15 protein-coding genes and 7 pseudogenes are annotated in these 22251 nt (G+C 62.6%); 13 read left to right on the plus strand and 9 right to left on the minus strand.

What is annotated here, in order from left to right:
* Positions 1–76: 76 nt before the first annotated feature.
* A complete protein-coding gene (locus ONR75_RS08075) occupies positions 77–922 on the minus strand; it encodes a DUF1499 domain-containing protein (protein ID WP_265082134.1) in 846 nt (281 codons plus the stop codon).
* A 306-nt stretch (positions 923–1228) separates the two neighbouring features.
* Here ONR75_RS08075 and ONR75_RS08080 point away from each other — a divergent pair.
* A pseudogene (locus tag ONR75_RS08080) lies at positions 1229–2088 on the plus strand (alpha/beta fold hydrolase).
* Positions 2089–2144: 56 nt separating this feature from the next.
* Here the strand turns inward: ONR75_RS08080 and ONR75_RS08085 are convergent.
* Entirely contained in the window at positions 2145–3773 is a 1629-nt protein-coding gene (locus tag ONR75_RS08085) for a fatty-acid--CoA ligase (protein ID WP_265082135.1), read from the minus strand.
* 74 nt (positions 3774–3847) lie between these two features.
* Here ONR75_RS08085 and ONR75_RS08090 point away from each other — a divergent pair, with 74 nt between their 5' ends.
* Positions 3848–4936 carry an extensin family protein gene (locus tag ONR75_RS08090; protein ID WP_265082136.1) on the plus strand — a complete coding sequence of 363 codons (1089 nt, stop codon included), beginning with the start codon at positions 3848–3850 and terminating at the stop codon, positions 4934–4936.
* Positions 4937–5045: 109 nt separating this feature from the next.
* Here the strand turns inward: ONR75_RS08090 and ONR75_RS08095 are convergent, their stop codons facing one another.
* Positions 5046–5735, minus strand: coding sequence for a L,D-transpeptidase (locus ONR75_RS08095; RefSeq protein WP_265082137.1), 690 nt, complete (start codon positions 5733–5735; stop codon positions 5046–5048).
* A gap of 249 nt (positions 5736–5984) precedes the next feature.
* Complete coding sequence (locus ONR75_RS08100; RefSeq protein WP_265082138.1) at positions 5985–6662, minus strand: L,D-transpeptidase; 678 nt, start codon at positions 6660–6662, stop codon at positions 5985–5987.
* 359 nt (positions 6663–7021) lie between these two features.
* Here ONR75_RS08100 and ONR75_RS08105 point away from each other — a divergent pair.
* Positions 7022–8001 (plus strand): annotated as a pseudogene (locus tag ONR75_RS08105) (magnesium transporter CorA family protein).
* A 91-nt stretch (positions 8002–8092) separates the two neighbouring features.
* On the opposite strand, the pseudogene ONR75_RS08110 reads toward ONR75_RS08105, so the two are convergent.
* Positions 8093–9519: pseudogene (locus ONR75_RS08110) on the minus strand (methyl-accepting chemotaxis protein).
* A 292-nt stretch (positions 9520–9811) separates the two neighbouring features.
* On the opposite strand from ONR75_RS08110, the gene ONR75_RS08115 reads away from it, so the two are divergent.
* Entirely contained in the window at positions 9812–10012 is a 201-nt protein-coding gene (locus ONR75_RS08115; protein ID WP_265082139.1) for a hypothetical protein, read from the plus strand.
* 104 nt (positions 10013–10116) lie between these two features.
* Here ONR75_RS08115 and ONR75_RS08120 read toward each other — a convergent pair whose 3' ends face one another.
* Complete coding sequence (locus ONR75_RS08120) at positions 10117–10875, minus strand: SDR family NAD(P)-dependent oxidoreductase (protein ID WP_265082140.1); 759 nt, start codon at positions 10873–10875, stop codon at positions 10117–10119.
* 29 nt (positions 10876–10904) lie between these two features.
* A pseudogene (gene pdxH, locus ONR75_RS08125) lies at positions 10905–11551 on the minus strand (pyridoxamine 5'-phosphate oxidase).
* 42 nt (positions 11552–11593) lie between these two features.
* Here pdxH and ONR75_RS08130 point away from each other — a divergent pair.
* Together ONR75_RS08130 and ONR75_RS08135 are read left to right on the plus strand one after the other, a co-directional pair.
* Positions 11594–12085, plus strand: a complete 492-nt coding sequence (locus ONR75_RS08130) for an RT0821/Lpp0805 family surface protein (RefSeq protein WP_413776497.1) — start codon at positions 11594–11596, stop codon at positions 12083–12085.
* 139 nt (positions 12086–12224) lie between these two features.
* Positions 12225–13199 (plus strand): J domain-containing protein, encoded by a 975-nt coding sequence (locus ONR75_RS08135; protein WP_265082142.1) that lies wholly within the window; start codon positions 12225–12227, stop codon positions 13197–13199.
* Between the two features lie 23 nt (positions 13200–13222).
* Here ONR75_RS08135 and ONR75_RS08140 read toward each other — a convergent pair whose 3' ends face one another.
* Positions 13223–14632 carry a M24 family metallopeptidase gene (locus ONR75_RS08140; RefSeq protein WP_320109714.1) on the minus strand — a complete coding sequence of 470 codons (1410 nt, stop codon included), beginning with the start codon at positions 14630–14632 and terminating at the stop codon, positions 13223–13225.
* A gap of 1 nt (position 14633) precedes the next feature.
* Positions 14634–15296, minus strand: a complete 663-nt coding sequence (locus tag ONR75_RS08145) for a hypothetical protein (protein WP_265082143.1) — start codon at positions 15294–15296, stop codon at positions 14634–14636.
* A gap of 167 nt (positions 15297–15463) precedes the next feature.
* On the opposite strand from ONR75_RS08145, the pseudogene ONR75_RS08150 reads away from it, so the two are divergent.
* The 7 genes and pseudogenes from ONR75_RS08150 to ONR75_RS08180 all read left to right on the plus strand — a co-directional run.
* Positions 15464–16132 (plus strand): annotated as a pseudogene (locus ONR75_RS08150) (GntR family transcriptional regulator); the annotation flags it as partial.
* Between the two features lie 146 nt (positions 16133–16278).
* A pseudogene (locus ONR75_RS08155) lies at positions 16279–16946 on the plus strand (GntR family transcriptional regulator).
* Between the two features lie 245 nt (positions 16947–17191).
* Positions 17192–18049 (plus strand): TRAP transporter substrate-binding protein DctP, encoded by an 858-nt coding sequence (gene dctP, locus ONR75_RS08160; protein WP_265082144.1) that lies wholly within the window; start codon positions 17192–17194, stop codon positions 18047–18049.
* Positions 18050–18134: 85 nt separating this feature from the next.
* Positions 18135–18650: a TRAP transporter small permease gene (locus ONR75_RS08165; RefSeq protein WP_265082145.1), complete on the plus strand. Its 516-nt coding sequence runs from the start codon at positions 18135–18137 to the stop codon at positions 18648–18650.
* A 79-nt stretch (positions 18651–18729) separates the two neighbouring features.
* Positions 18730–19949: pseudogene (locus tag ONR75_RS08170) on the plus strand (TRAP transporter large permease).
* A 32-nt stretch (positions 19950–19981) separates the two neighbouring features.
* The gene (locus tag ONR75_RS08175; RefSeq protein WP_265082146.1) at positions 19982–20422 is read left to right on the plus strand and encodes a type II 3-dehydroquinate dehydratase; all 441 of its coding nucleotides are present in this window, start codon (positions 19982–19984) and stop codon (positions 20420–20422) included.
* 42 nt (positions 20423–20464) lie between these two features.
* Positions 20465–22174, plus strand: a complete 1710-nt coding sequence (locus tag ONR75_RS08180; protein WP_265083587.1) for an FAD-dependent oxidoreductase — start codon at positions 20465–20467, stop codon at positions 22172–22174.
* The last annotated feature ends 77 nt before the right edge of the window (positions 22175–22251 follow it).

A 22251-nucleotide genomic window follows, 5' to 3' on the forward strand; every position in this document is an offset into this window, starting at 1 on the left:
GAAGCCGCAAGGTCTGCGTGGACTGGGTCACCCGCTTTCGCGGGTGACGACAAGCTGAGCGCTTGGCGTCTTCGCTCTACTTCTTCGCCACACCCTTCGCCGGCGCCTTCGGTGCCGTCGGCTTCTTCGGCGCCGGTGTGTTTTCCGCCGCCGTGTTGATATCCTCGATCAGCTTTGTGACCCGCGCCGCATTGCTGCCGAGGTCGCTTTCGAAATAGCGCGACGAAGAGCGGATATCGACCCGCGAGCCCTCGCCGTCCGGGGTCACGCGAATGGTGACGTCCTCGCGAAAGCCCATGATCGGGGTGCGCGCCACGGCCTCGATACGGCCGATGCGCCGCGGCGGCTGCGGCGCGCGCTCGTCGATGATCAGCCATTTGCGTTTGTTGACCACAGCAAGCGCCACCTCATAAGCGCGCTGCACGGGGACATCGAGATCGACCGGCTCGATGTCCGGCCAGGCGGCGCGCTGCAACTCGGCGGAATACAGCCCGGCATAGACCGCGGTATTGGTGCCGTCGCCGGTGCGCAGCCGGGCCAGCGCCTCGAAGCGCGGCGGATCGATCGGGTCGGTGGTGATGTCGTGGATCGCTGGTAGCTTGCGGTATTGCAAAGCGAGGTAAGCGGGGTAGGCGAGGATGACGACGTCGAGCGCCAGCGCCAGCAGGATCCGGCTCATGCCGCGCGTGCCGTTGCGCCAGATCGCCACGAAGCCTGCCAGCGCCACCAGGATGGACAGGCAGGCAAAACCCAGCGCGCCAAAGAACGTCGCCAGCGCCGGCTTCACTTCGAGGAACCCGAAGCGGACGATGGCGATGGAGACCACCGCGGCCACTGCCGCAAATACCGCCAGCCGCCGCGCCCACGCGGCCAGGCTGGACACCGGCTCCATCTGGTAGGGCGCGGAAAACCTGCGGGCCATGTTTCGAATTTCTGTCGGTTGGGGCGGGCGACCGCGTGCGGCCAGGCTGCAAATCTGTTCGCTTGAGACCACGGTGGACGCGGAAGTTCAAGGGTGGAGTGTGCCGTGCGAGCGGTCGGGCGGCCCGCCGCAGGCACGGGGTTATTCCATCAGATTATGCAATAGTGGCTTTCATTTTTTATCCATTAATCCTGAAATCGAGGATGTTTATGTTGCCTTCACCGATGCGGCGCCCCTCGCTAGCCGCGAAGGGCAAAATTCAGGAGAGATGTCATGACCGTTCACGTCACCCCTTCCGCCGTTCCGATGGTCCATCTGCGTAACGTCCAGGTTGACGGCATCGAGATGTTCTATCGCGAGGCCGGCAACCCCGCCCACCCGACGTTGCTGCTGCTTCACGGGTTCCCGACCTCGTCGCATATGTTTCGCAACCTCATTCCGATGCTGGCGGATCGCTTCCATGTCGTCGCTCCGGACTTGCCGGGTTTCGGCTTCACGGTCGTCCCGGCGGCGGCGAACTTCACCTACAGTTTCGGCAATCTAGCCCGGACGGTGGAGGGCTTCGTCGATGCGCTCGGCCTCAAGCGTTACGCGATCTATGTTTTCGACTACGGCGCGCCGACCGGCTATCGGCTTGCACTGGCGCGGCCCCAGCAGGTCACCGCGATCATCTCGCAAAACGGCAATGCTTATGAGGATGGCCTCAGCACCGGATGGAATCCGATACAGACCTACTGGCGCGAACCTGTCGCTGCCAACCGCGCCGCGCTTCGCGCCATGCTGACCCTGAAACCACCAAGTGGCAATATGTGCACGGGGTGTCGGACGAAAAGCTCGTCGCGCCGGAATCTTATACGCTCGATTCAGCGCTGCTGGCGCGGCCGGGCAATGACGAGATCCAACTCGACCTGTTCCTCGACTATGCCAGCAATGTCGCTCTCTATCCGGCGTTTCAGAAATACTTCGCTACGGCGAAGCCGCCGCTGCTGGCGGTATGGGGCAAGCACGATCCGTTCTTTCTGCCGCCCGGAGCAGAGGCGTATCGCCGCGACATTCCGGATGCCGAAGTGCACCTGCTCGATACCGGCCACTTCGCACTGGAAACCCATGCAGCCGAGATTGCCGAGAAAATCGCGGATTTTCTGGGCCGCAAGGTTGTGGCTTGAGTTCATCGACCGTCCTCTCCCCGCGAAGTGCGGGGAGAGGACGGTCGGAGAGTTGCTTACGCCGCTGCGGTCGGCAGGCTGTAGGTTTTGAACTGGTCGCGCAGCGCGGTCTTCAGGATCTTGCCCGTCGCCGTGTGCGGGATCGCCTCCACGAACACCACGTCGTCGGGCAGCCACCATTTGGCGATCTTGCCGTCCATGTACGCCAGTAGTTCCTCGCGGGTCGCGGTCTCGCCGGCCTTGAGCTGCACGATCAGCAGGGGGCGCTCGTCCCATTTGGGATGATAGACGCCGATCACCGCGGCCTCTGCCACCTTGGGATGGCCGACCGCGAGGTTCTCCAGGTCGATCGACGAGATCCACTCACCGCCGGACTTGATCACGTCCTTGGAGCGGTCGGTGATGCGCATGTAGCCGTGCTTGTCGATGGTCGCGACGTCGCCGGTGTCGAAGTAGCCTTCCTCGTCGAGGATGTTGGTGTCGACACGGAAGTAGGCGGCGGACACCGAGGGGCCACGGACCTTGAGCCGGCCGAAGGTCTTGCCGTCCCACGGCAGCTTGTTACCGGCATCGTCGGTGATCTTCATCTCGACGCCGAACGGCGGATAGCCCTGAGTCTGCAGCACGTCGAGCCGCTCGTCGCCCTCGAGCTTGTCGAATGGCGGCTTCAGAGCCGCAAGCGTGCCGATCGGGCTCATCTCGGTCATGCCCCAGGCATGGCGCGCGCTGATGCCCATGTCGATGAAGGCCTTGATCATCGAGCGCGGCATCGCCGAGCCGCCGCACACCACCATGCGCAGGTCGGGCAGCTTGAGATTGTTGGCCGCCATGTGGTTGAGCAACATCAGCCACACCGTCGGCACGCCGGCGGTGTGCGTCACCTTCTCGGTGGCCAGCAGCTCATAGATCGAGGCGCCGTCCATCTTGGCGCCGGGGAACACCAGCTTGGTGCCCATCGACGGCGCCGAGAATGCGATGCCCCAGCTGTTCGCGTGGAACAAGGGCACCACCGGCAGCATGGTGTCGGCGGCATTGGCGCCGAGCGAATCGCCGGTATTGGCCATCAGCGCGTGCAGCACGTTGGAGCGGTGCGAATACAGCACGCCCTTGGGATCGCCCGTGGTGCCCGAGGTGTAGCACATGGCGGCGGCGGTGTTTTCGTCGAACATCTTCCAGGCGAAGTCGCCATCGGCTTCGGCGATCCAGTCCTCATAGGCGACCGCGTTCTTCAGCGTGGTCTGCGGCATGTGCGCCTTGTCGGTCAGCACGATGTAGCGCTCGACTGATGGCAGCTGGTCGGCGATCTTTTCGAGGATCGGGATGAAGGTGAGGTCGACCATCACGATGCGATCCTGCGCATGGTTGATGATCCAGGCGATCTGGTCTGGGAACAGGCGTGGATTGACGGTGTGGCAGATGGCGCCGAGACCCATGATGCCGTACCACGTCTCCAGGTGGCGCCAGGTATTCCAGGCGATGGTGGCGACGCGGTCGCCCATCCGGATGCCGTCGCGATCGAGGCGTTGGGCGACCTTCAGGGCACGGGCGCGAATTTGGGCGTAGTTAGTACGATGGATGGGGCCTTCGACCGACCGGGTGACGACTTCGCGTTCGCCATGGACCAGCGCGGCATGATCGATAATCCGATGACACAGCATAGGCCAGTCTTGCATCAACCCGAGCATTCGAACGTTCCTCCGCGATTTGACTTGTCTTGTCGGGCCTCCTCTCGGGAGTTCTTAGCCGACAAGGACTTGGGATGAACTTTAGCGTGCGGAACCGGTTGCGGGAATGGTCTTGTGGGAGATCTGGATGCGACCAAAGGCCTAACGCCGTGGCCGCCTTGCTGGTGTTGCTGCTCTGCGCTGCACCGGCGCAGGCCTACCTGACCGGCCACAGCGTGCCGCTGCCGAAGCCGCGGCCGGCCGAGGCCCCGGTGACCGACCTGCAGACGCCCGCAGAGGCCGACAAGGGCGACAAGCCGGCCGAGGCCGCGGCGCCGGTCGCCGAAAAGCGACCGGCCGAACCGCCGCCGCCATCGGCCTGCCGGGTGGCGCTCGATGACAGTATCGCCATTGCGCCCAGCGTTCCCGACATCAAGGGGCCGGGCGCCTGTGGCGGCCCGGACATGGTCCATCTCGAGGCGGTGATCCTGCCCGACAGGACGCGCGTGCCGCTGAAGCCGGGCGGCACCATGCGCTGCACCATGGCGGCGGCCATTGCCGACTGGATTCGAACGGACATGGCGCCGCTGGCGGCCGGTCTCGGCAGCAAGCTCAGCGAGCTCGACAATTTCGATTCCTTCGATTGCCGCGGTCGCAATCGCGTGGTCGGCGCCAAGATGTCGGAGCACGGCCGCGCCAATGCGCTCGATGTGCGCGGACTGAAACTCGCCAACGGCCAGAGCATCGCCCTCACCGATCGCGCGACCCCGCGTGAGCAGCGCGAAAAGGTGCTGCTGTCGATGTGCACGCGCTTTTCCACCGTTCTGGGGCCGGGCTCTGACGGCTACCACGAGGACCACATCCATCTCGATCTCGCCGAGCGCCGCAACAACTACAAAATCTGCCAGTGGGATGTCTGGGACCCGCTGCCGCAGGTGGCGCCGCTGATGCCGGCGATACGTCCCGACGATGCGCCGCCGCGCGAGGTCGCCGACAAAAGTGATGGCAAGGGCGATGGCAAGGCTGAAGCGGCGCCGGCACCCGCCGTGGCGGAGCAGAGCAGTGCGGCCGAACCCGCGGCCGATGAAGCGGAGCCCGAGCCCGATCGTCCCGTCAAACCAAAGCCCAAGCCGCGCAAGCGCCGCACTGCACCGTCGACGTCGCCGTTCAGCTTTTTGCGGTGAGCTCCAGCCTCCCGGGAGCTGCGAGCGCTCCGTCGGGGATCGCCCGTATCGCCCATAAAAAGCGTCGGAAAAACCGGCGCTTTTTTGAGTTCCTGAAGCTGGTGGATGCCTAGTTGGGCGAGCCACCGGTGCCCTGCAGCGCCAGCTTGGAATTGAACGGCGAGTCGCCGTGGTTCGGCTCCAGCACGACGACGACACTGCCCGGCTTGACCCGGCTGTAGAGGTCGATGACGTCCTCGTTGGTCATGCGGATGCAGCCGGAGGAGATCGAGGCTCCGATATATTCCGGCTGGTTGGTGCCGTGAATTCGGAACAGGGTGTCCTTGTTGCCCTGATAGAGATACAGCGCCCGGGCGCCGAGGGGATTGTCGACGCCGCCGGGCACCTGGGCAGGCAGGCCCTCGATGCGGGCGTGGATGTCTTTGGTCGGCGTCCACTTCGGCCATTCGGCCATGTTGCCGACACGGGCCACGCCGGAGAATGCCAGGGCTTCCTCGCCGACGGTGACGCCATAGCGGATCGCCTTGCCGCCATCCATCACGTAATAAAGGTAGTGATTGTCGGAATCGACCACGATGGAACCGGGCAGTTCCTTGCGGTGATAGTCGACGATGGCGCGGCGAAACGGCGCGGCGACCGGGGTATTGACGTAGCGCGCCTTGGCCAGCTGGGCCTTGTCCTGCGGCTTGAGGCTGGCTTCCGGTGCAGGCTGATAGGTGGTCGAGGTCGCCTGCATGCAGCCCGACATCATCAGGCCGGCGGCAACCAGAAGTCCCAGTCTAACGATGCGAGACGTCATAAAATCATTCCAACTGTAAAGTGGCGCCCATGGCACGCCGATCTTGCGTCGATTCAATTGAGATTGAGTATCATCGAAATCGGTAGAATTCACAGTGCTTCCACGCGCATTCGATCACGCCGCGCACAAAGTGTGTCCGATTTGTCGCAGATTTGGCGCCGTGTATCATGCGCGCAGCGCCTTTTCACAAAAAGAAGGCGCCGGTTGCGACCGACGCCTTCTTCAATTCTAAAATTCTGCCGCAGGCGATCAGAACGATGCCGCGCCGCCCTGGAGCGCCAGCTTCGAATTCACCGGCGAGTCGCCCTGCTTGGGCTCGAGCACCACGACAACGGCGCCGACCTTGACGCGGTTGTAGAGGTCGATGACGTCCTCGTTGGTCATGCGGATGCAGCCCGAGGAGATCGAGGCGCCGATATATTCCGGCTGGTTGGTGCCGTGAATCCGGAACAGCGTGTCCTTGCCGCCGGAATACAGATACATCGCGCGCGAGCCCATCGGATTGTCCGGACCGGGCGGCACGAACTTCGGCACGCCGAGACGGGAGATCTCCGAAGCAGTCGGGTGCCACGGCGGCCACTCGGTCATGCTGCCGACCTTGGCGACGCCGGACCACGCCATGGCTTCCTCGCCGACGGTGATGCCGTAGCGGATCGCCTTGCCGCCGTCCTGGACGTAATAGAGATAATGGTTGTCGGAATCGACCACGATCGAGCCCGGCAGTTCCTTGCGGTGGAACTCGACGATGGCGCGGCGGAACGGCTCGGCGACCGGTGTCTTCACATAGGATACCTTGGCCAGCAATTCCTTGTCGCGCGGCTTCAGGTTCTTTTCCGAGGAGGCCTCGTAGGTAGTGGCCTGCATGCAACCCGACAGCATCAGGCCGGCGGTCAGCACAAGTCCCAACCTAAGCTTCAGAGACGACATTTGATTGTTCCAATACGCCAGCGCTGCGAAAAGGCGCTGCGAAATCGCGATTCCGTGGAAATGATTATCGCCGAAACCGGCCGTATTTCCAGCGCTTCCGCGACGCGCGACGCAGGTCGCGGGTCACCTGTGTCCAAATTGTCGCAGGCAGCCGCGGGCCCGGCTATTTCTTGGGCAGGGCGCTCGCTCCCGGTCGCGTGCAGTGCGCTTCGGGTCACTCCTCCGTGAAATCGGTACCCGGGGACGGGGGTTGGCGCGCTGCTCGAAGGCTGTCATGACCGCGATCGGTCCGATCGGTCATGGTGGTCTCCCGATTCGGTCGTCCGCTTCGCTCCATCTTCCCAGTTCCGGAGTTGCCCATGCTCGCCGTCTTTACCCCTGCCGATTCCGCCCTGAAGCGCTCCGAACCCACCGATCTTGCGGCGCTGCCGGACAACTCGGTGTGGATCGACATGGTCAAGCCGTCGCCGGATGAGGACCACGCGGTGGAGCGGCTGGCCGGGATCGAGATCCCCACCCGGGAGGACATGCAGGAGATCGAGATTTCCAGCCGGCTCTATATCGAGAACGGCGCCCGCTACATGACCGCCAGCCTGATGTGCGCGGCCGATACCGACTCGCCGCGCATCACACCCGTGACCTTCATCCTGACCCGGCATCGTCTGGTGACGGTGCGCTACGATGCGCCAAAACCCTTCGCGCTGGTGGAGATGAAGCTGGCCCGGCTGGCGCCGCCCACCGCCAACGGCGAGACGGTGCTGCTGGAACTGCTCGATGCCGTGATCGACCGGTGCGCCGACATTCTCGAACGCGCGGGCGCCGACGTGGACCAGGTCAGCCACGACATTTTCGAGCCTGACGAATCCATGCGCACCGGCCACGCCAAGCGCTATTCGGAAATCCTGATCGCCATCGGCCGCAAGGGCGACCTCACCTCGAAGGTGCGGGAAAGCCTGGTGTCGATCGGTCGCGTGGTCACCTTCGTCACGGCCGAAGCCGACGGCGTCAAATGGTCCAAGGAGATGCGCGCGCAGCTCAAGACCATGCAGCGCGACGTGGCCTCATTGACCGATCACGCCTCGTATCTGTCGAATAAGATCACCTTCGTGCTCGATGCCATGCTGGGCGTGGTCAACCTCGAACAGAACAACATCATCAAGCTGTTCTCGGTGATGGCCGTGGTGCTGATGCCGCCGACCCTGATCGCTTCGGTCTACGGCATGAACTTCAAGATGATGCCGGAACTGGAATGGACGCACGGCTACCCGATGGCGCTGATCATGATGCTGCTCGCCGGCGCGCTGCCTTACGTGTTTTCAAGTGGAAGCGGTGGCTGTAGCTTTTGCTGCGCCGCTACTGCCGCAATGTAAAAACCCGCCGGGATCAACCGGCGGGTTTTTGCTGACGGGCGCTGCCCGGCCGCAAGAACGCTACCCCTGCCGGAAGCCGATGCGGAAGGCACCCCAGTGGCGGCCGCCCACCATGATCGGCGACGACAGGTCCTTCATCAGAACGAAGTTGCCGCCGCCCATGTCGCGCCGGTAGGTCTGCAGCAGGAACGGCCTGGTATTGGCGGCGACCTTGCGCACCGCGCGGTCGCTGAACAGCCGGCGGTTGCGGCAGTTCGCATTGTTCCACACTGGATCCGGACCTTGCGGAAGCCGGTAGTTCGGATTGTGAGTCGGCAGATAGCCGCCCTTCGCCCAGGCCACGGAGAAGGCAATGCGCGGGTCCATGGTCTGCACCGGGTCCTGGATCGGCGGCAGGATGCGGTCGGTGAACGCCACATAGTCGGTGAGGTACTGTTTCGGATCGGTGCCGGGAATTTCGCGATAGTTCTCGTCAAACAATTGATGGAGGCTGATGTCGTCGCGCGCGACGCCGGCTTCGAAGGCGGCAGCGATCTGCTGCGCGGTCTGCACGACGATGCGGATCAGCGGCGCGTCGGAGGTTTCCACGCCGCTGTTGGCGATCAGTGCGATCAGTTCCTCGGACATGTCGAGCAAGGCGGCGACGCGGTCGTCGGCGCGCTTCAATTCGGTGGAGGACAGCTCGACGCCGCCAGCGAGGTCGCTGAGGTTGTCGATGACAGCATCGCAATGCGACAGATTGGACGTCGCTGCATTGGCCACGCTGTCGATCTCGCGACCGACCGCGGTAAAGCCGTCCTGCACGCGCGCCATGATGTCCTGGATCTGCCGCGCGCCGTCGCCGGCATCGTTGGCGCGCTGCGAGGCGTCGCTGGTTTCGCCGATCAGGCTGCCGATCTGGCCGTCGAGATCGCGTACCGTCTCACCGATCTGCTGCGTTGCCTGCCGCGTCGCTTCGGCAAGGTTCTTCACCTCGCTGGCGACCACGGCAAAACCCTTGCCGGCGTCGCCGGCGCGCGCCGCCTCGATGGTGGCGTTGAGCGAGAGCAGGTTGGTCTGCTTGGCGATGGCGGCGATCGAACTTGATACCTTGCCGACCTGGGTCAGCGCGCTGCCGACGGCGCCGAGCCGCTCCTCGATGCGGCCGACTGCCTTGATCAACTCGGCGATGTGCTGCACGGCTGTCTCGACCACGCTGCGGAATCGCTGATGTCACCGACCGCCGCCGCCGTCGCCGATTGCACGGTATGCGATGCGCTTGCGATTGCGCGGTTGGCGGCGACCATGGTCTCCGCCGTACTTTGCAAATGACTGAAGCGTTCGGACTGGCCTAATACGCGGCCGGCGACTTCCTGCAGGTTGCCGGCGACATCAGCCAGTTCGACGCCGAGTTCGCCGATACGGTTGGATAGCTGGTCGATCAGCCGCTCGCTGTCAGATGAAACCGCTGCGGCACTTTCCAGCTTTGTCATCTGCATCACCGACATTGCGGAATCTCCACGAATCCATGGGTGAGTGTGCGACATTTCGCTCGCGATGGTAAATAGCGGATTATTCTACAGCCATGAATTGGTACCGACTTGCTGCGCTGATGCGGCATTTGAGGTGCTGCAACGCAATGCATGCGAAGCGCGACCCGCATATTCGTCGATGTTGCACTGCCCCGCGGGGCGGCCGGGAGATCCCGCCGCCTGAATCTCAACGGTAAAATTTGAGCGTTCCGCTGAACAATTGGCAGAGAGGTTGCTGCGATAAGTCTCGCAGACAGATGAGGACGCCATGGTTGAAAAAGACGCAAACGCCGCCCGCAACGTTATCGACTTCCTGGGCTATCAGCAGGGCCGCAAGGCAACGGCGCTGTCGTCGCGCTGCTGCAAGCATTGCGGCGCCGCGCTGCTCGACGGCGAATCCGAAGACGATTGCTCCAGTGCCGGAGTGAGCGTCCCGGTCGCTAAGGCGCGCAAGTTTCGCGCGGAGTAACAACGCCGCCATCCTCAGCTACGCCCATTCGCGTGGCCGAGGATGATGCATTGCTCGCGCCCTCGAGCGCGACAATTGCGCGCCGGAGGATGATAACTCAGCGGCTAAACGTGTTGCCCGCCGTTGATGTGGATCTCCGCGCCGTTCACGTAGGAACTGGTTTCCGTGCACAGCACATAGATGATCTTCGCTACCTCGTCAGGTGTGCCGAGGCGATGCAGTGGGATCTGTTCGGCGACAATCTTGTCGGTGCCCGGCGACAGGATCGACGTATCGATCTCGCCCGGCGCGATGGCGTTGACGCGGACGCCGAGACGTCCGAAATCCGACGCCATCTCGCGGGTCAGTGACGCCAGCGCCGCCTTGGAGGTGGCATAGGCCGCGCCGGCAAACGGATGCACGCGCGAACCGGCGATCGAGGTGACGTTGACCACCGAGCCTTTCGCCGCCTTCAATTCCTCGATCAGGCCGCGCGCCATCATGATCGGCGCGAAGAAGTTGACACGGAATACGTGGCTCCATGTGTCTACATCGGTATCGATCGATCCCATCCGCTTGCCGCCTTCGGCCTTCGGCGAGATCGCGGCGTTGTTCACCAGCGCATGCAGCATCCCGCCTTCGAGCCGCTCCTTGATCTCGGCGATGGCACGCGTGGTGTCGGCGTGATCGGCGAGGTCGACCTGAACGTGGTCCTCGGGGCCGGCATCCCAGGGGCACTCCTCGGGAAACGGATGCCGCGAGCAGGTCAGCACCCGCCAGCCGGCGCTGGAAAACCGCATCACCGTGGCGTGGCCGATGCCGCGGCTGGCGCCGGTCAGCAACAAGGTGCGCTTGGGGGCATTGGAGGTCGCGCTATTGGGCATGCCAGTCGGTCTCGTTCTGCTGTCGGAGCTCACGGGTAGAGCCTCACTTTGGTCCACGCGCTGTCGGTCGCATCGGCGCCGTCGCGGCGGAATTCGATGCGGTCATGCAGTCGGAAAGGGCGGTCGTGCCAGAATTCGAAGCGCTGGGGGTGATCCGCCAGCCGGTCCAGCCGGGCGGCCGCGGCACGCTGCCGATCAGATGCTTCGCGGCTTCCCTGGCAATGGCCTGCTCGAAGGCGAAACGGCTTTCCAGCGGCTGCGACTGCTTGCTGGCCCAGGCGCCGATCTGCGCCTGTTTCGGCCGGGAGGCGAAATAGGCGTCGGCCTCCTCGGCGGTCACCGGCGTGACCGGGCCGCGGATCCGCACCTGGCGGCGCAGCGACTTCCAGTGAAACAGTAGCGCGGCCTTGGGGTTGGCAGCGAGCTCCTGGCCCTTCTGGCTGGCGATGTGGCTGTAGAACACGAAGCCGTCGGCGTCGTAGCCCTTCATCAGCACCATGCGGACGTCGGGCAGGCCGTCGGGATCGACAGTCGCCAGCGCCATGGCGTTGGGATCGTTGGGCTCCCCGGTCACCGCCTCGGCAAACCATTCGGCGAACAGGGAAAACGGCTCCTCTGCCGCCGTAAAATCACCGGACGTTAACTGGCTTGGGTGTTTGATGGTTGTGTCGGTCATGTCCGGAGTTCCGATTTGCGTCCGCGTGCGTACCAGAGCGTGTTGCGCTCCCTGAATAGGTCCGACCTATATAGGGTACGGCAACGCATTGGCCTACCGGCGATCGGTTCGCTCGGCGTGGCACTGACAGCAATTCTAATCGGCTTCGGCCTCGGCGGTTGCAGCATTGGCCGCAACGACTCCGCCTTCGCCCGGATGGAGGGCGGCGACGTCACCGGCTCGGTCACGCCGCTGAAGCCGACCTCCGGGACCGAACCCACCGATGCCGACCTGGCCTTTGCCCGCACGGCCGCCTCCGACGTGCTGACCAAGGGCGGCAAGGATTCCAGCCAGCCGTGGGAGAATCCCTCCACCGGCGCCCGCGGCTCGGTGACCCCGCTGGCCAGCCCCTATACCGCCGAAGGCCGCACCTGCCGGGATTTTCTCGCCAGCTACGTCAACGGCACCTCGGAAAGCTGGCTGCAGGGCGCCGCCTGCCGCGCCGAGCGTGGCCGCTGGGACGTCCACACCCTGAAGCCATGGAAGCGGAGCTGATTTCGCAGCGCCGCCCTTGCGCCCCCGTTGCAAAAATGCCACGAAGATACCAGATGACACCCCGGCAGGCCGTTGGCCTGTCGAAAGAGGTGCGGGCCGGTTGCCCGCCTTCTTTTTTATCCTGAAGGAGTTGAGACGGATGCGCGACCCCTATGAGGTCTTGGGGGTGCAGCGGGGCGCCAGCGCTGCGGCGATCAAGAGCGCCTACCGCAAGCTTGCCAAGAAGCATCACCCTGACAACAACCAGAAAGATCCGAAGGCCGCAGAGCGCTTTTCGGAAGTGAACTCGGCAAACGAGATCATCGGCGACGAGGACAAGCGCAAGCAGTTCGACCGCGGCGAGATCGATGCCGACGGCAAGCCGCGCTTCCAGGGTTTTCCCGGCGGCGGCGCTGCCGGCGGTCGTAGTCAGCCGCGCGGATTCCAGCAGGGTTTTGGCGGCGGACCGGGCGCGCAGGGCTTTCCCGGCGGCGGTGGCGGCGGCTTCGAGGACATCCTCAACAGCATGTTCGGCGGCGCTCAGGCACGCGGCGCCCGCGGCGGCCCGCAGGGCTTCGAATACGATACCGGCGGCTTTGTCGCGCCCGACCTCGACCTCAACGTCACCATGTCGGTGACGCTGGAAGAGTCGGTCCAGGGCGCCGAGAAGCGCGTCCGGCTGTCCACCGGCAAGGAGCTCAACGTCAAGATCCCGGCCGGCGTCACCGCCGGCCAGCAGATCCGGCTGAAGGGGCAGGGTGACACCGCGCCGAACCATCGGCCCGGCGACCTACTGATCACCATCAGCATCGCGCCGCATGCCTTCTTCAAGGTGGACGGCAGCGACCTGCGCGTCGAGCTGCCGATCACGCTGTATGAAGCCGTGCTCGGCGCCAAGGTGCGCGTGCCGACGCTGTCGGGCGCGGTGGAGTTGTCGATCCCGAAGAACACCTCGAGCGGCCGCAATTTTCGGCTCAAGGGCAAAGGCATGCCGAAGCCGGGCGGCAGCGCCGGCGACCTCTACTACACCACCCGCGTGATGCTACCGGATGGCCACGACGCCGAGCTAGAAGCGCTGATGGAAAAATGGCGCGATAACAAGCCGTACAATCCGCGCAGCGATCTCGAGCGATAGCGGCGGAATTTCTGACGCTCTCCTTACAAATCACCCAAAAGAGAATCCCAAACGCAACAAAGCCGCGGAAGAGCCGCGGCTTTGTTGCAGAATTCAAGACCTGCAAAACGAACCGGCCCGGATTGACAGGCGCTTTCGCATTCCTCACGGGCGACGACGTATCGCGGAATTTGCGCGAAGTTCCTCAGCCTCACGCTTAAACTTGCGAGGCGTCGACGTTGCCGCCGCAGCAGATCCAGCCGCGCGCGCAATCTCCGTAACCGACGCTGCCTTCCTGCATCACGGCGATCGTATCCTCCAGCTTGATGAAGCCGCTCGTGGGATGGTGCATCGTCGTTTCGACCGAGAGCACCATGCCGGCTTCCAGCGGCAGATCGGCGTCGGACGCGGGATAGGGGATCGGTCCGCTGGCGGTGAGGCGGGGCGCTTCGTGGCTTGACCAGCCCCATGCCATGGGCCACAAACGTCAGCGATGCACCCGACGGTGAAGCGCGCATCGCCGCCTGGCCGGCGGCAAACACATCGCCGCCGCGAATGCCCACCTTGGCCGCGGATCGTGCTATGTCCTGGATCGCGCGGACCTCCGCGAGAAGATCCTCCAACTGACTGTCGGGCTCGCCGAGAATAGCCATGCGACAGAGATCGCCGATGTATCCGTCCAGATTGCCGCCGGAATCCATCGACATGATCTGTCCGGCGTCCCAGGCGTCGTTGGTCGGCGCACGGTTCAAATGGGTCCCCACCGTCAGCAGGCCGTATTCGAAGACAAGGCCGCGTTCGACTTCCGCCAGCCGCAAGGCTTCAACGATCTCGCGCTTGCGCACGCCGGGCCGCTGCCCCTGCGCCACCGAAATCATTGCGTCGACGACGAGATCGGAGGCCCGCTCGAGCAGCGCCAGCTCGGCAGGCGTCTTTACCGCGCGGAGCCGTTCTAGCGGTCGCAATGCATCCACCAGCGCCGTATTGGGAAACGCCTGCTGCAGGCTCGATGCGGCGTCCCAAGGCAGGAATGCCGCTTCGATGCCGATGCGCGCAGGTGTGATGCCGAGCGCGCGGATATGCTGGACGGCAAGTGCCATCGCGTCGAGCGTACCCGACGCGGCGGCCTGAACTTTGGGCACCCAAAGGCCGTGACCCTCCTGGCGGCGAGCCGCAATCTGGTCCTTCTCGTTGCGGTTTCCGAAGTAGGCGGCGTTTTCCCAGCCGCCTTTTGGGTACACCAGGATCGGCAGGTAGCGGCTGACGCCGATGGCGTCGGTGTAGTCGAAGAAGTGATGATGATGGCCGCCGAGCAGGTAGCGCACATTGTGTTTCGAGGTGACGATCAACAGGTCGAGGTCGGCATCATCCAGATATTTGTCCAGCTTCTCGGTAAAGCGCGGACGATCCGTTGACGTTGCGTGCGAAGCCTCGTCTGTCGAACTGATGGACATGTCACGCCGCTTCCGTCGTCAGGTCTACATAATCCAGGGCAAATATCTGGTCGAAGCGCAGCGTATCCGCGCCGAGGCCGCCGGCGACACCGTTGAGGATGCCCAGTGCGGCGTCCAGGCTGGCATCATCCAGAGCCTCGACAACCAGCAGGGCCTCGAACGATCGGTCGTCGCGGCGGATCGACTTTTCCTTGGTCGCGATCAGCGTGTCGCCTTGCTCGACTTCCAGCAGCCGTGCCGAGACGATGCGATCGCACGCCCGCACCGCCGGCAACACCGTTCGGACGGACTCGAGGTCGGCTGCGCCACAGATCACCGGGACGATCATGGCGCCGTTTCCCGTGCTCTGTTCCATGGTAATGGTCCCGCCGCCGCGCACGAAATTCTGCAGGATCGGCATGATGCGTTGTGACCAAGGCGTCGGCGCATTGAGACGTTCGAGATAGGGCGCGCTGCCGACGACCGCCGCATCCAGCAAGCGGTAAAGGATGAAATACCTGCAGAGCGACGGTGACCTGGCGCGAAAGATCCGGACACCGAGAAAGCCGGGAATGCCGACGCGCTCCGCGGCATGTTCGCGGGTCAGCCAATGCAGGTAGTCGGTCTCCTGATCGGGAAGAACGTCGCTCCAGATCGCCAGAAAACCTGATCCTTTCACGCTCATTGAGGTTGCCTTCCCTGATCGAAACCCAGATACGCCCGAGTTTTTTGCTGCAGGCGGATGCGGGTCTAATTTATCTCATGCAATTTTACAATCGTATGGTGTAATGATTGTCGACGAGACGACCGCCTTTATATCGCGTGCGTCGGTAGCTAACGGGAATTTGCCTGATGTTTGCTCAACAGATTGCCGAAACCGAAACGGTCGGCGACGCTCTCTACAGGCAGTTGAAAAACGACATCATCTTTGCCCGGCTCGCGCCTGGCCAGAAACTGCGCCTGGACTCGGTGGGGCAGACCTATGGCGTCAGCGCCAGCACGCTGCGCGAGATCCTCAATCGCCTGTGTTCAGACGGTTTTGTCGCTGCGGAAGGGCAACGCGGCTTTGAAGTCGCGTCAGTTTCTTCGACCGGCTTTCGTGAGGTCGCAGCGATGCGGCTGCTGCTCGAATGCGCGGCTCTGGAGGCGTCGTTTGCAGCCGGAGACCTCGAATGGGAAGGCGGCGTTGTTGCGGCGCACCACAAGCTTGCGCGTCTCGAAGACGAAGTCGCCGCGGGCGATCGTACGGCCGCCGAGCGCTGGAAAAACTACGATCGCGAATTTCATCAATCGCTTGTTTCCGCCTGCGGATCGGAGGTGCTGCTGGAGACCCACGCGTCCATTTACGACAAGTACCTCCGCTACCAGATGGTGTTTGAGATCTACCGTGGCGGCATTGCGGCGCGTGAGCATCGGACGCTGCTCGATTGCGCCCTGAAACGCGACGTCGGGCGGGCGAAGTCCGTGCTCGTTCAGCATGTCGAAGGCTGTGTTGAAGCCGCCGTAGCGCGAGGTGATCTGCCCGGCGTCGGCATGTCGCTGCCTGCAGGGCGGCCGTTGTCAAGCCGGAGCAGGGCGGTGAAACCGGAACGCAATGTTCCGAAATCGGCGGAGGCCCAGCGCGTGTCCCGCAACCGATCAGCCGTCCCGCGAAGAAGGCCAGCCAAATGACCGCTTCCTCCGCAATCGCAACAGCCGGCGAGGTCGCCTACAAGCGCATCCGCGGTGACATTCTGTTCGGCAAGCTAGCCCCTGGCCGGAAGCTCAAGCTGGATTTGCTGCGCGCGGAATACCAAACCAGCGTCAGCACGCTTCGGGAAATTCTGAGCAGGCTTTCATCCGAAAAGCTGGTTGTTGCCGAAGGCCAGCGGGGTTCGAAGTCGCGCCGATTTCGGCGCAGAACCTGAAGGAGGTCGCAGCGCTGCGGCAGCTTCTCGAGAAGCACGCCCTCGAACAGTCGTTCGCCCAGGGCGATATCGATTGGGAGGCGCGCGTCGTTGCGGCTCACCACAAGCTAGCGATGATGGAGGACCGGATGCAATCCGGCGAACTCGGCGTGACCGAGATCTGGAAGCAATATGACTGGCAATTTCACCAGGCGCTGGTTTCGGCGTGTGGCTCTGGCCTGTTGATGCAAACTCACGCTGCCGTCTTTGAGAAGTACTTGCGCTACCAGATGATCTCGCTCGGCTTTCGCGGGGACGTTGCCGTCGACGAGCATCGCCGCCTGCTCGACTGCGCGTTGCAGCGGGATGCCAGATCCGCCCAGGCGATTCTCGATACCCATGTCGAGGGCGGTCTCCGGCATGCTCTGGCCGCCAATGAGCTTCCTTAGCCTGTCATATGTTTTAAGAATTATCTTATATTTTTCAATTAATCGTTGCATCCGGATTTTGTTTGGGCATTATTCATCCCAATGGCCGCAAGGGCCGATCAATTGGGGAGGATAACGATGGCTCGGGAGATGACGCGGCGACGCGCACTTGTGACAGGCGCATCCGCCTTGCTCTTGGCGTCGTCAGGCGCGAGGCGCAGTCCAAAAAGAAGCTGCGGTTCAGTTCCGCTTTCACCGAACAGGACTTGCGCGGCGCAGCCTACAAGGCTTTTGGCGCCGCCATTAAAGACGATTTCGACTTTGAACCATTCTGGGGCAATACGCTGTTCAAGCAGGGCACCGAACTTGTCGCTATGCAGCGTGGCAATCTCGAAATGTGCAACCTCGCGCCGGCGGACATTTCAAAGCAGATCCCGGCCTGGTCGCTGATGACATCGGCCTATCTGTTCCGCGACGCCGACCATGTCAAAAAGACTTTCAAGAGCGATGTCGGCAAGGAATTCATCAAGCTGGCACGCGACCAACTTGGCATCGAAGTTCTGATGCCGGTGTATTTTGGCGCGCGACACGTCAATCTGAAGCCCGACAAGGTGATCAAAGGGCCGTCCGACCTTTCGGGAATCAAGCTGCGGATGCCGCCCGGCGAGTTCTGGCAGTTTCTTGGCGAATCGATTGGCGCCAGCCCGACCCCAGTCGCCTATGCCGAGGTGTATACCTCGTTGCAGACCGGCACGATCGACGGCCAGGACAACCCGCTGGTGGCCAGCAAGCTGATGAAGTTCGACGAAGTCACCTCGCAGTTCGTGCTGACCGGGCATGTGATGGGCTACGACGTCATGTGCATCTCGACCAAGGTCTGGGATGCCATGCCGGCCGATCAGCAGGCCAAGTTCCGCGCCGCCGCCGAGAAGGCGATCGACGACTGCACGGCCAAGACGATTGCCCAGGAAACGGCAGCAGTCGAGGCCTTCAAGGCGGAAGGCAAGAAGGTCTATGTGCCGGACCTCAACGCATTCCGTGCCTTTGCGCAAAAGAAGTATCTCGACAAGTACGGCAACGATTGGCCGAAGGGCGCGCTCGAGAAGATCAACGCCATCGCGTAACCGACGGGCGGGGCTGGCCCTTGAGGTTACTTTGGGGCCAGCCGGGACGGCGACTATATTTCATAAGTGTGAGCAGGGTTGGCGCGTGGACCAGGGCAATTTGATAAGAACGCTGCACTGGTTGCGCGGCCGTGCAGAGAATGTCGCGGTGCTGCTTCTGTTCCTGATGTTCGTCAGCTTCCTGGTCCAGATTTTTTCCCGATACATCCTGAATGCGCCGGTGGGCTGGACAGATGAAGTCAGCATTCTGTGCTGGATCTGGACCGTGCTGTGGGGCGCGGCGTTCCTGATTTCCGAAAAGGAAGAAGTTCGCTTCGATATTTTCTACAGCGCAGTCTCGGAGAAGGTGCGCCGCATCTTCACCATCGTGTCCGGCCTGATCCTCATCGCGCTCTATGGCATCTCACTTCCTGCGGCCTACAAATACGTGGCCTTCATGAAGGTGGAGCGGTCGGCCTACCTGAAGATTCCGATGAACTATCTGTATGCGATCTACGTGATTTTCGCGGTCGCCTGCCTGTGCCGCTATGTCTGGCTGGTCTGGAATGCAATTCGTGGCGGCCCGTCGCCTTCGACCGATCCTGCCCAATTGAGCGATTGATCTGATGACGACTCCGTTTTCCATGTGCGTTTTGATGATCGTCGGCCTCGGCGTGCTTGGCCTGCCGATCGGTCACTCCATGATCGTCGCCTCGGTCTTTTATCTGCTGCTGGCCGGCCTCGATCTCGGCACCGCCGCCGAACAGATCCTCAACGGCTTGTTCAACAGCTACGTGCTGCTGGCGGTGCCGCTGTTCATCCTCGCTGCCGACCTGATGAATGTCGGCACGCTCACCGATCGCCTGCTGCAGTTCTGTCTCGTGCTGGTCGGCCGGTTTCGCGGCGGCCTTGGACACGTCAATGTCGTGTCGAACGTGATTTTCGCCGGCATGTCCGGATCGGCTATCGCCGATGCCGTCGGGATCGGCCGCATCATCATCGGCATGATGACCAAAGGGGGCAAGTACCCGATCGCCTACGCCGGCGCCATCACTGCCTCCGCGGCGATTATTGGCCCGATCATTCCGCCGTCGATTCCGATGGTGCTGTATGCCTTAGTGTCGGACGCCTCGATCGGCTTCCTGTTTCTGGGCGGCGTTGTCCCCGGGCTGCTGCTCGGCCTGGCTTTCATGATCATGAATACTATGATTTCGTATCGCCGCGATTTCCCGGTCGAGCCGCCGGTGCCGATGCGGGAGATCCCGCGCATCACCGTCAAGGCGTTTCCCGCCCTGATGCTGCCGGTGATCCTGCTGTTCGGAATCTATGGCGGCGTCATGACACCCACAGAGGGGCGGCCGCGGCTGCGCTCTACGCCTTGCTGGTGTCGAGCCTTTTGTATCGCTCGCTGTCGCTGCGGCAGCTTTATGACGCGATCCTGTCGAGTTCCAAGGCCACGACGTCGGTCGGCATCCTGATCGCCGGTGCGCTGGTCTTCAACTACGTGGTCACGATCGAGAACATCCCGAATTCGCTTCAGGTGTTCATGAGCGGCTTCCATCTCAGCCCCATGGGCTTCCTGCTGCTCGTCAACATCGTGCTGCTGATCCTCGGCTGTCTGCTCGAAGGCAGCACCATCCTGTTGGTGATCGTGCCGATCTTCATCCCGACCGCCAAGGCGCTCGGCGTCGACCTTGTTCAGTTCGGCGTGGTCGTTGTGGTCAACATCATGATAGGACTGCTGACGCCGCCTTACGGTCTGCTGCTGTTCATCATCGCCAACATGACCAAACAACCGTTGGGCGCCATCGTACGTGAAGCGATCCCGTTCATCCTGGCGGCCCTGGCGGTGCTGATGCTGATCACTTTCGTCCCTGAGACGGTCCTGTGGCTGCCCAGGCAGCTTGGCTACAAGGGGTGACCATTGTACGAAATCTTCGCGAGGGTGCTGCCATGACCAAGCCGATCTATGTCCTCAACGGGCCAAATCTCAATCGTCTCGGCAAGCGCGAACCGGCAATCTACGGCACCACGACTCTGGTTGAAGTCGAGGAGATGTGTCGCCAGGCCGTGCCCGGCCAGCCCGTCGCATTTCGTCAATCGAATAGGGAGTTCGAACTGATCGATTGGATTCACGAGGCCATCGACGACGAGGCGGCCGGGATCGTCATCAATCCGGCTGCCTTCACCTTCACGTCGATGGCGATCATGGACGCGCTGAAAATGTTTCCCGGCCCGATTATCGAGCTTCACATTTCGAATATTCACAGGCGCGAACCGATATATCACAAGTCTCTCATGTCGTCGGTCGTCACCGCGGTCGTAGCGGGTCTGGGGACCAAGGGCTATGTCGCCGCCGTGCGGGCGATCGCGGAGATGGGGCAGGAGGCCTAGCCTGGGCCGTCGTCCTTCAGGTGCTGCGCGCAGAGCTCCGTGATGATCAATCGTTCATGGGATTTGACGGTCGATCTGCTGGTGGTCGGAGCCGGCGCTGCAGGAATGACCGCTGCTCTTGTCGCGAGCCTTGAAGGGCTCGACGTGCTGCTCTGCGAGAAATCGAATATGGTGGGTGGCGTCGCATCGACGTCCGCAGGCACGGTTTGGATTCCGGGCAGCCGACAGAGCGCCTGGGCCGGCGTTCCAGATTCAGTCGAGGCCGCGCGCACCTACTTGAACTCCGTCATTCGCGGGAATGAAGGAGTAGAGTTACGGGAGGCCTTTTTGCAGAGCGGCCCGGCCGTTCTCGACTATCTCGAGGAAAATACCGACGTCGCCTTCGCCGCGGCCACCGCCCATCCCGATTATCTCGGCAATCGTCCCGGCGCGGCCTTTGGCGGGCGTGCCCTTGGCACGTTGCCGTTTGACGGTCGTTCGCTTGGCGATGATTTCATCCGCGTACGTCCGCCGCGTTCGGAATTCATGGCATTTGGCGGGATGATGGTCGGAAAGGCGGATTTGCCGCTCCTACTCAAGCCGTTCGGCTCCATGCGGGCCTTTCTGCATGTCGCCCGCATGGTCGCGCGCTACATGAAGGATCTCATCCGCTATCGCCGCGGCACCAGGCTTATTATGGGAAATGCGTTGGTCGCGCGGCTGCTGATGAGCCTGAAACGTTTGGATGTACCTATACGTTATGACGCGCCGATGCGCGAACTCATCGCGGTCGACGGGGCGGTTGTGGGTGCCGTCATCGCCGATGCGAAGGGAGACATTCGCGTTCGTGCAAGGCGAGGCGTGGTTCTGGCAACAGGCGGAATAGGCTGGAGCCGTCATTTGCGCGAAGAGATGTTTCCCAATCCGGTGCCTGCGTTGTCGCTTGCTTCGCCGGAGATCGCGGGAGACGGCATCGATGCCGCCTGCGGGATTGGGGCGATACTCGATGACGCAACGGAAAGCGCCGGCCTCTGGATGCCTTGCTCTGTCCTGACAAAGCCGGATGGCACCACATCTGTCTATCCGCACATTGTGCTCGATCGCGCAAAGCCCGGATTGATAGCCGTTAACAGCGCGGGCAGGCGCTTCGTGAACGAGGCCAATTCCTATCATGACTTCTGCGTGGGCATGCTCAAGTCAAATGAGACGGTTCCTTCGGTCCCGTCTTTCCTGGTGTGCGACCGACGGTTCATTCACGACTACGGCATTGGCCTGGTTTTGCCGGGAACGACGAAGCTGAAACGCTTCATCGAGGCCGGGTATCTCATCGAAGCCGAGACTATTGCTGCGTTGGCAATACAGCTGAAGATTGACCCTGGCGAACTCGGGCAATCCGTCGGGCGGTACAACCGCCACGCCGCCGCCGGCGTCGACGAAGATTTCGGGCGAGGATCGACGGACCTAAACAGGATCAACGGAGATCCGGCAAACGGGCCAAATCCGTGCCTGCGAGAGATAGGCCCGGGGCCGTTCTACGCGGTTGCTGTCTACCCCGCAGATCTTGCAAGCAGTGCAGGGATCGCAACGGACGAGAATGGTCGCGTGATCGCGCAGAGTGGCGGCCCGGTGCCTGGCCTGTATGCATGTGGCAACGACTCGGTCTCTGTCTTTCGTGGCACATATCCAGGCCCTGGGGCTACGCTCGGGCCTGCGCTGGTCTTTGGCTGGCGAGTGGCCATGCATGCCGCGAGACACGAATACGGAAGCGGATGAGATGGCTTTCAATCTGATGCGAGCTGAAAGCCTCATTGCCTGCCCGTGCAGCATCTCTGCGTTCGCTTCTGACGCGG

This window comes from Rhodopseudomonas sp. P2A-2r (assembly GCF_026015985.1).
Lineage (GTDB): Bacteria > Pseudomonadota > Alphaproteobacteria > Rhizobiales > Xanthobacteraceae > Tardiphaga.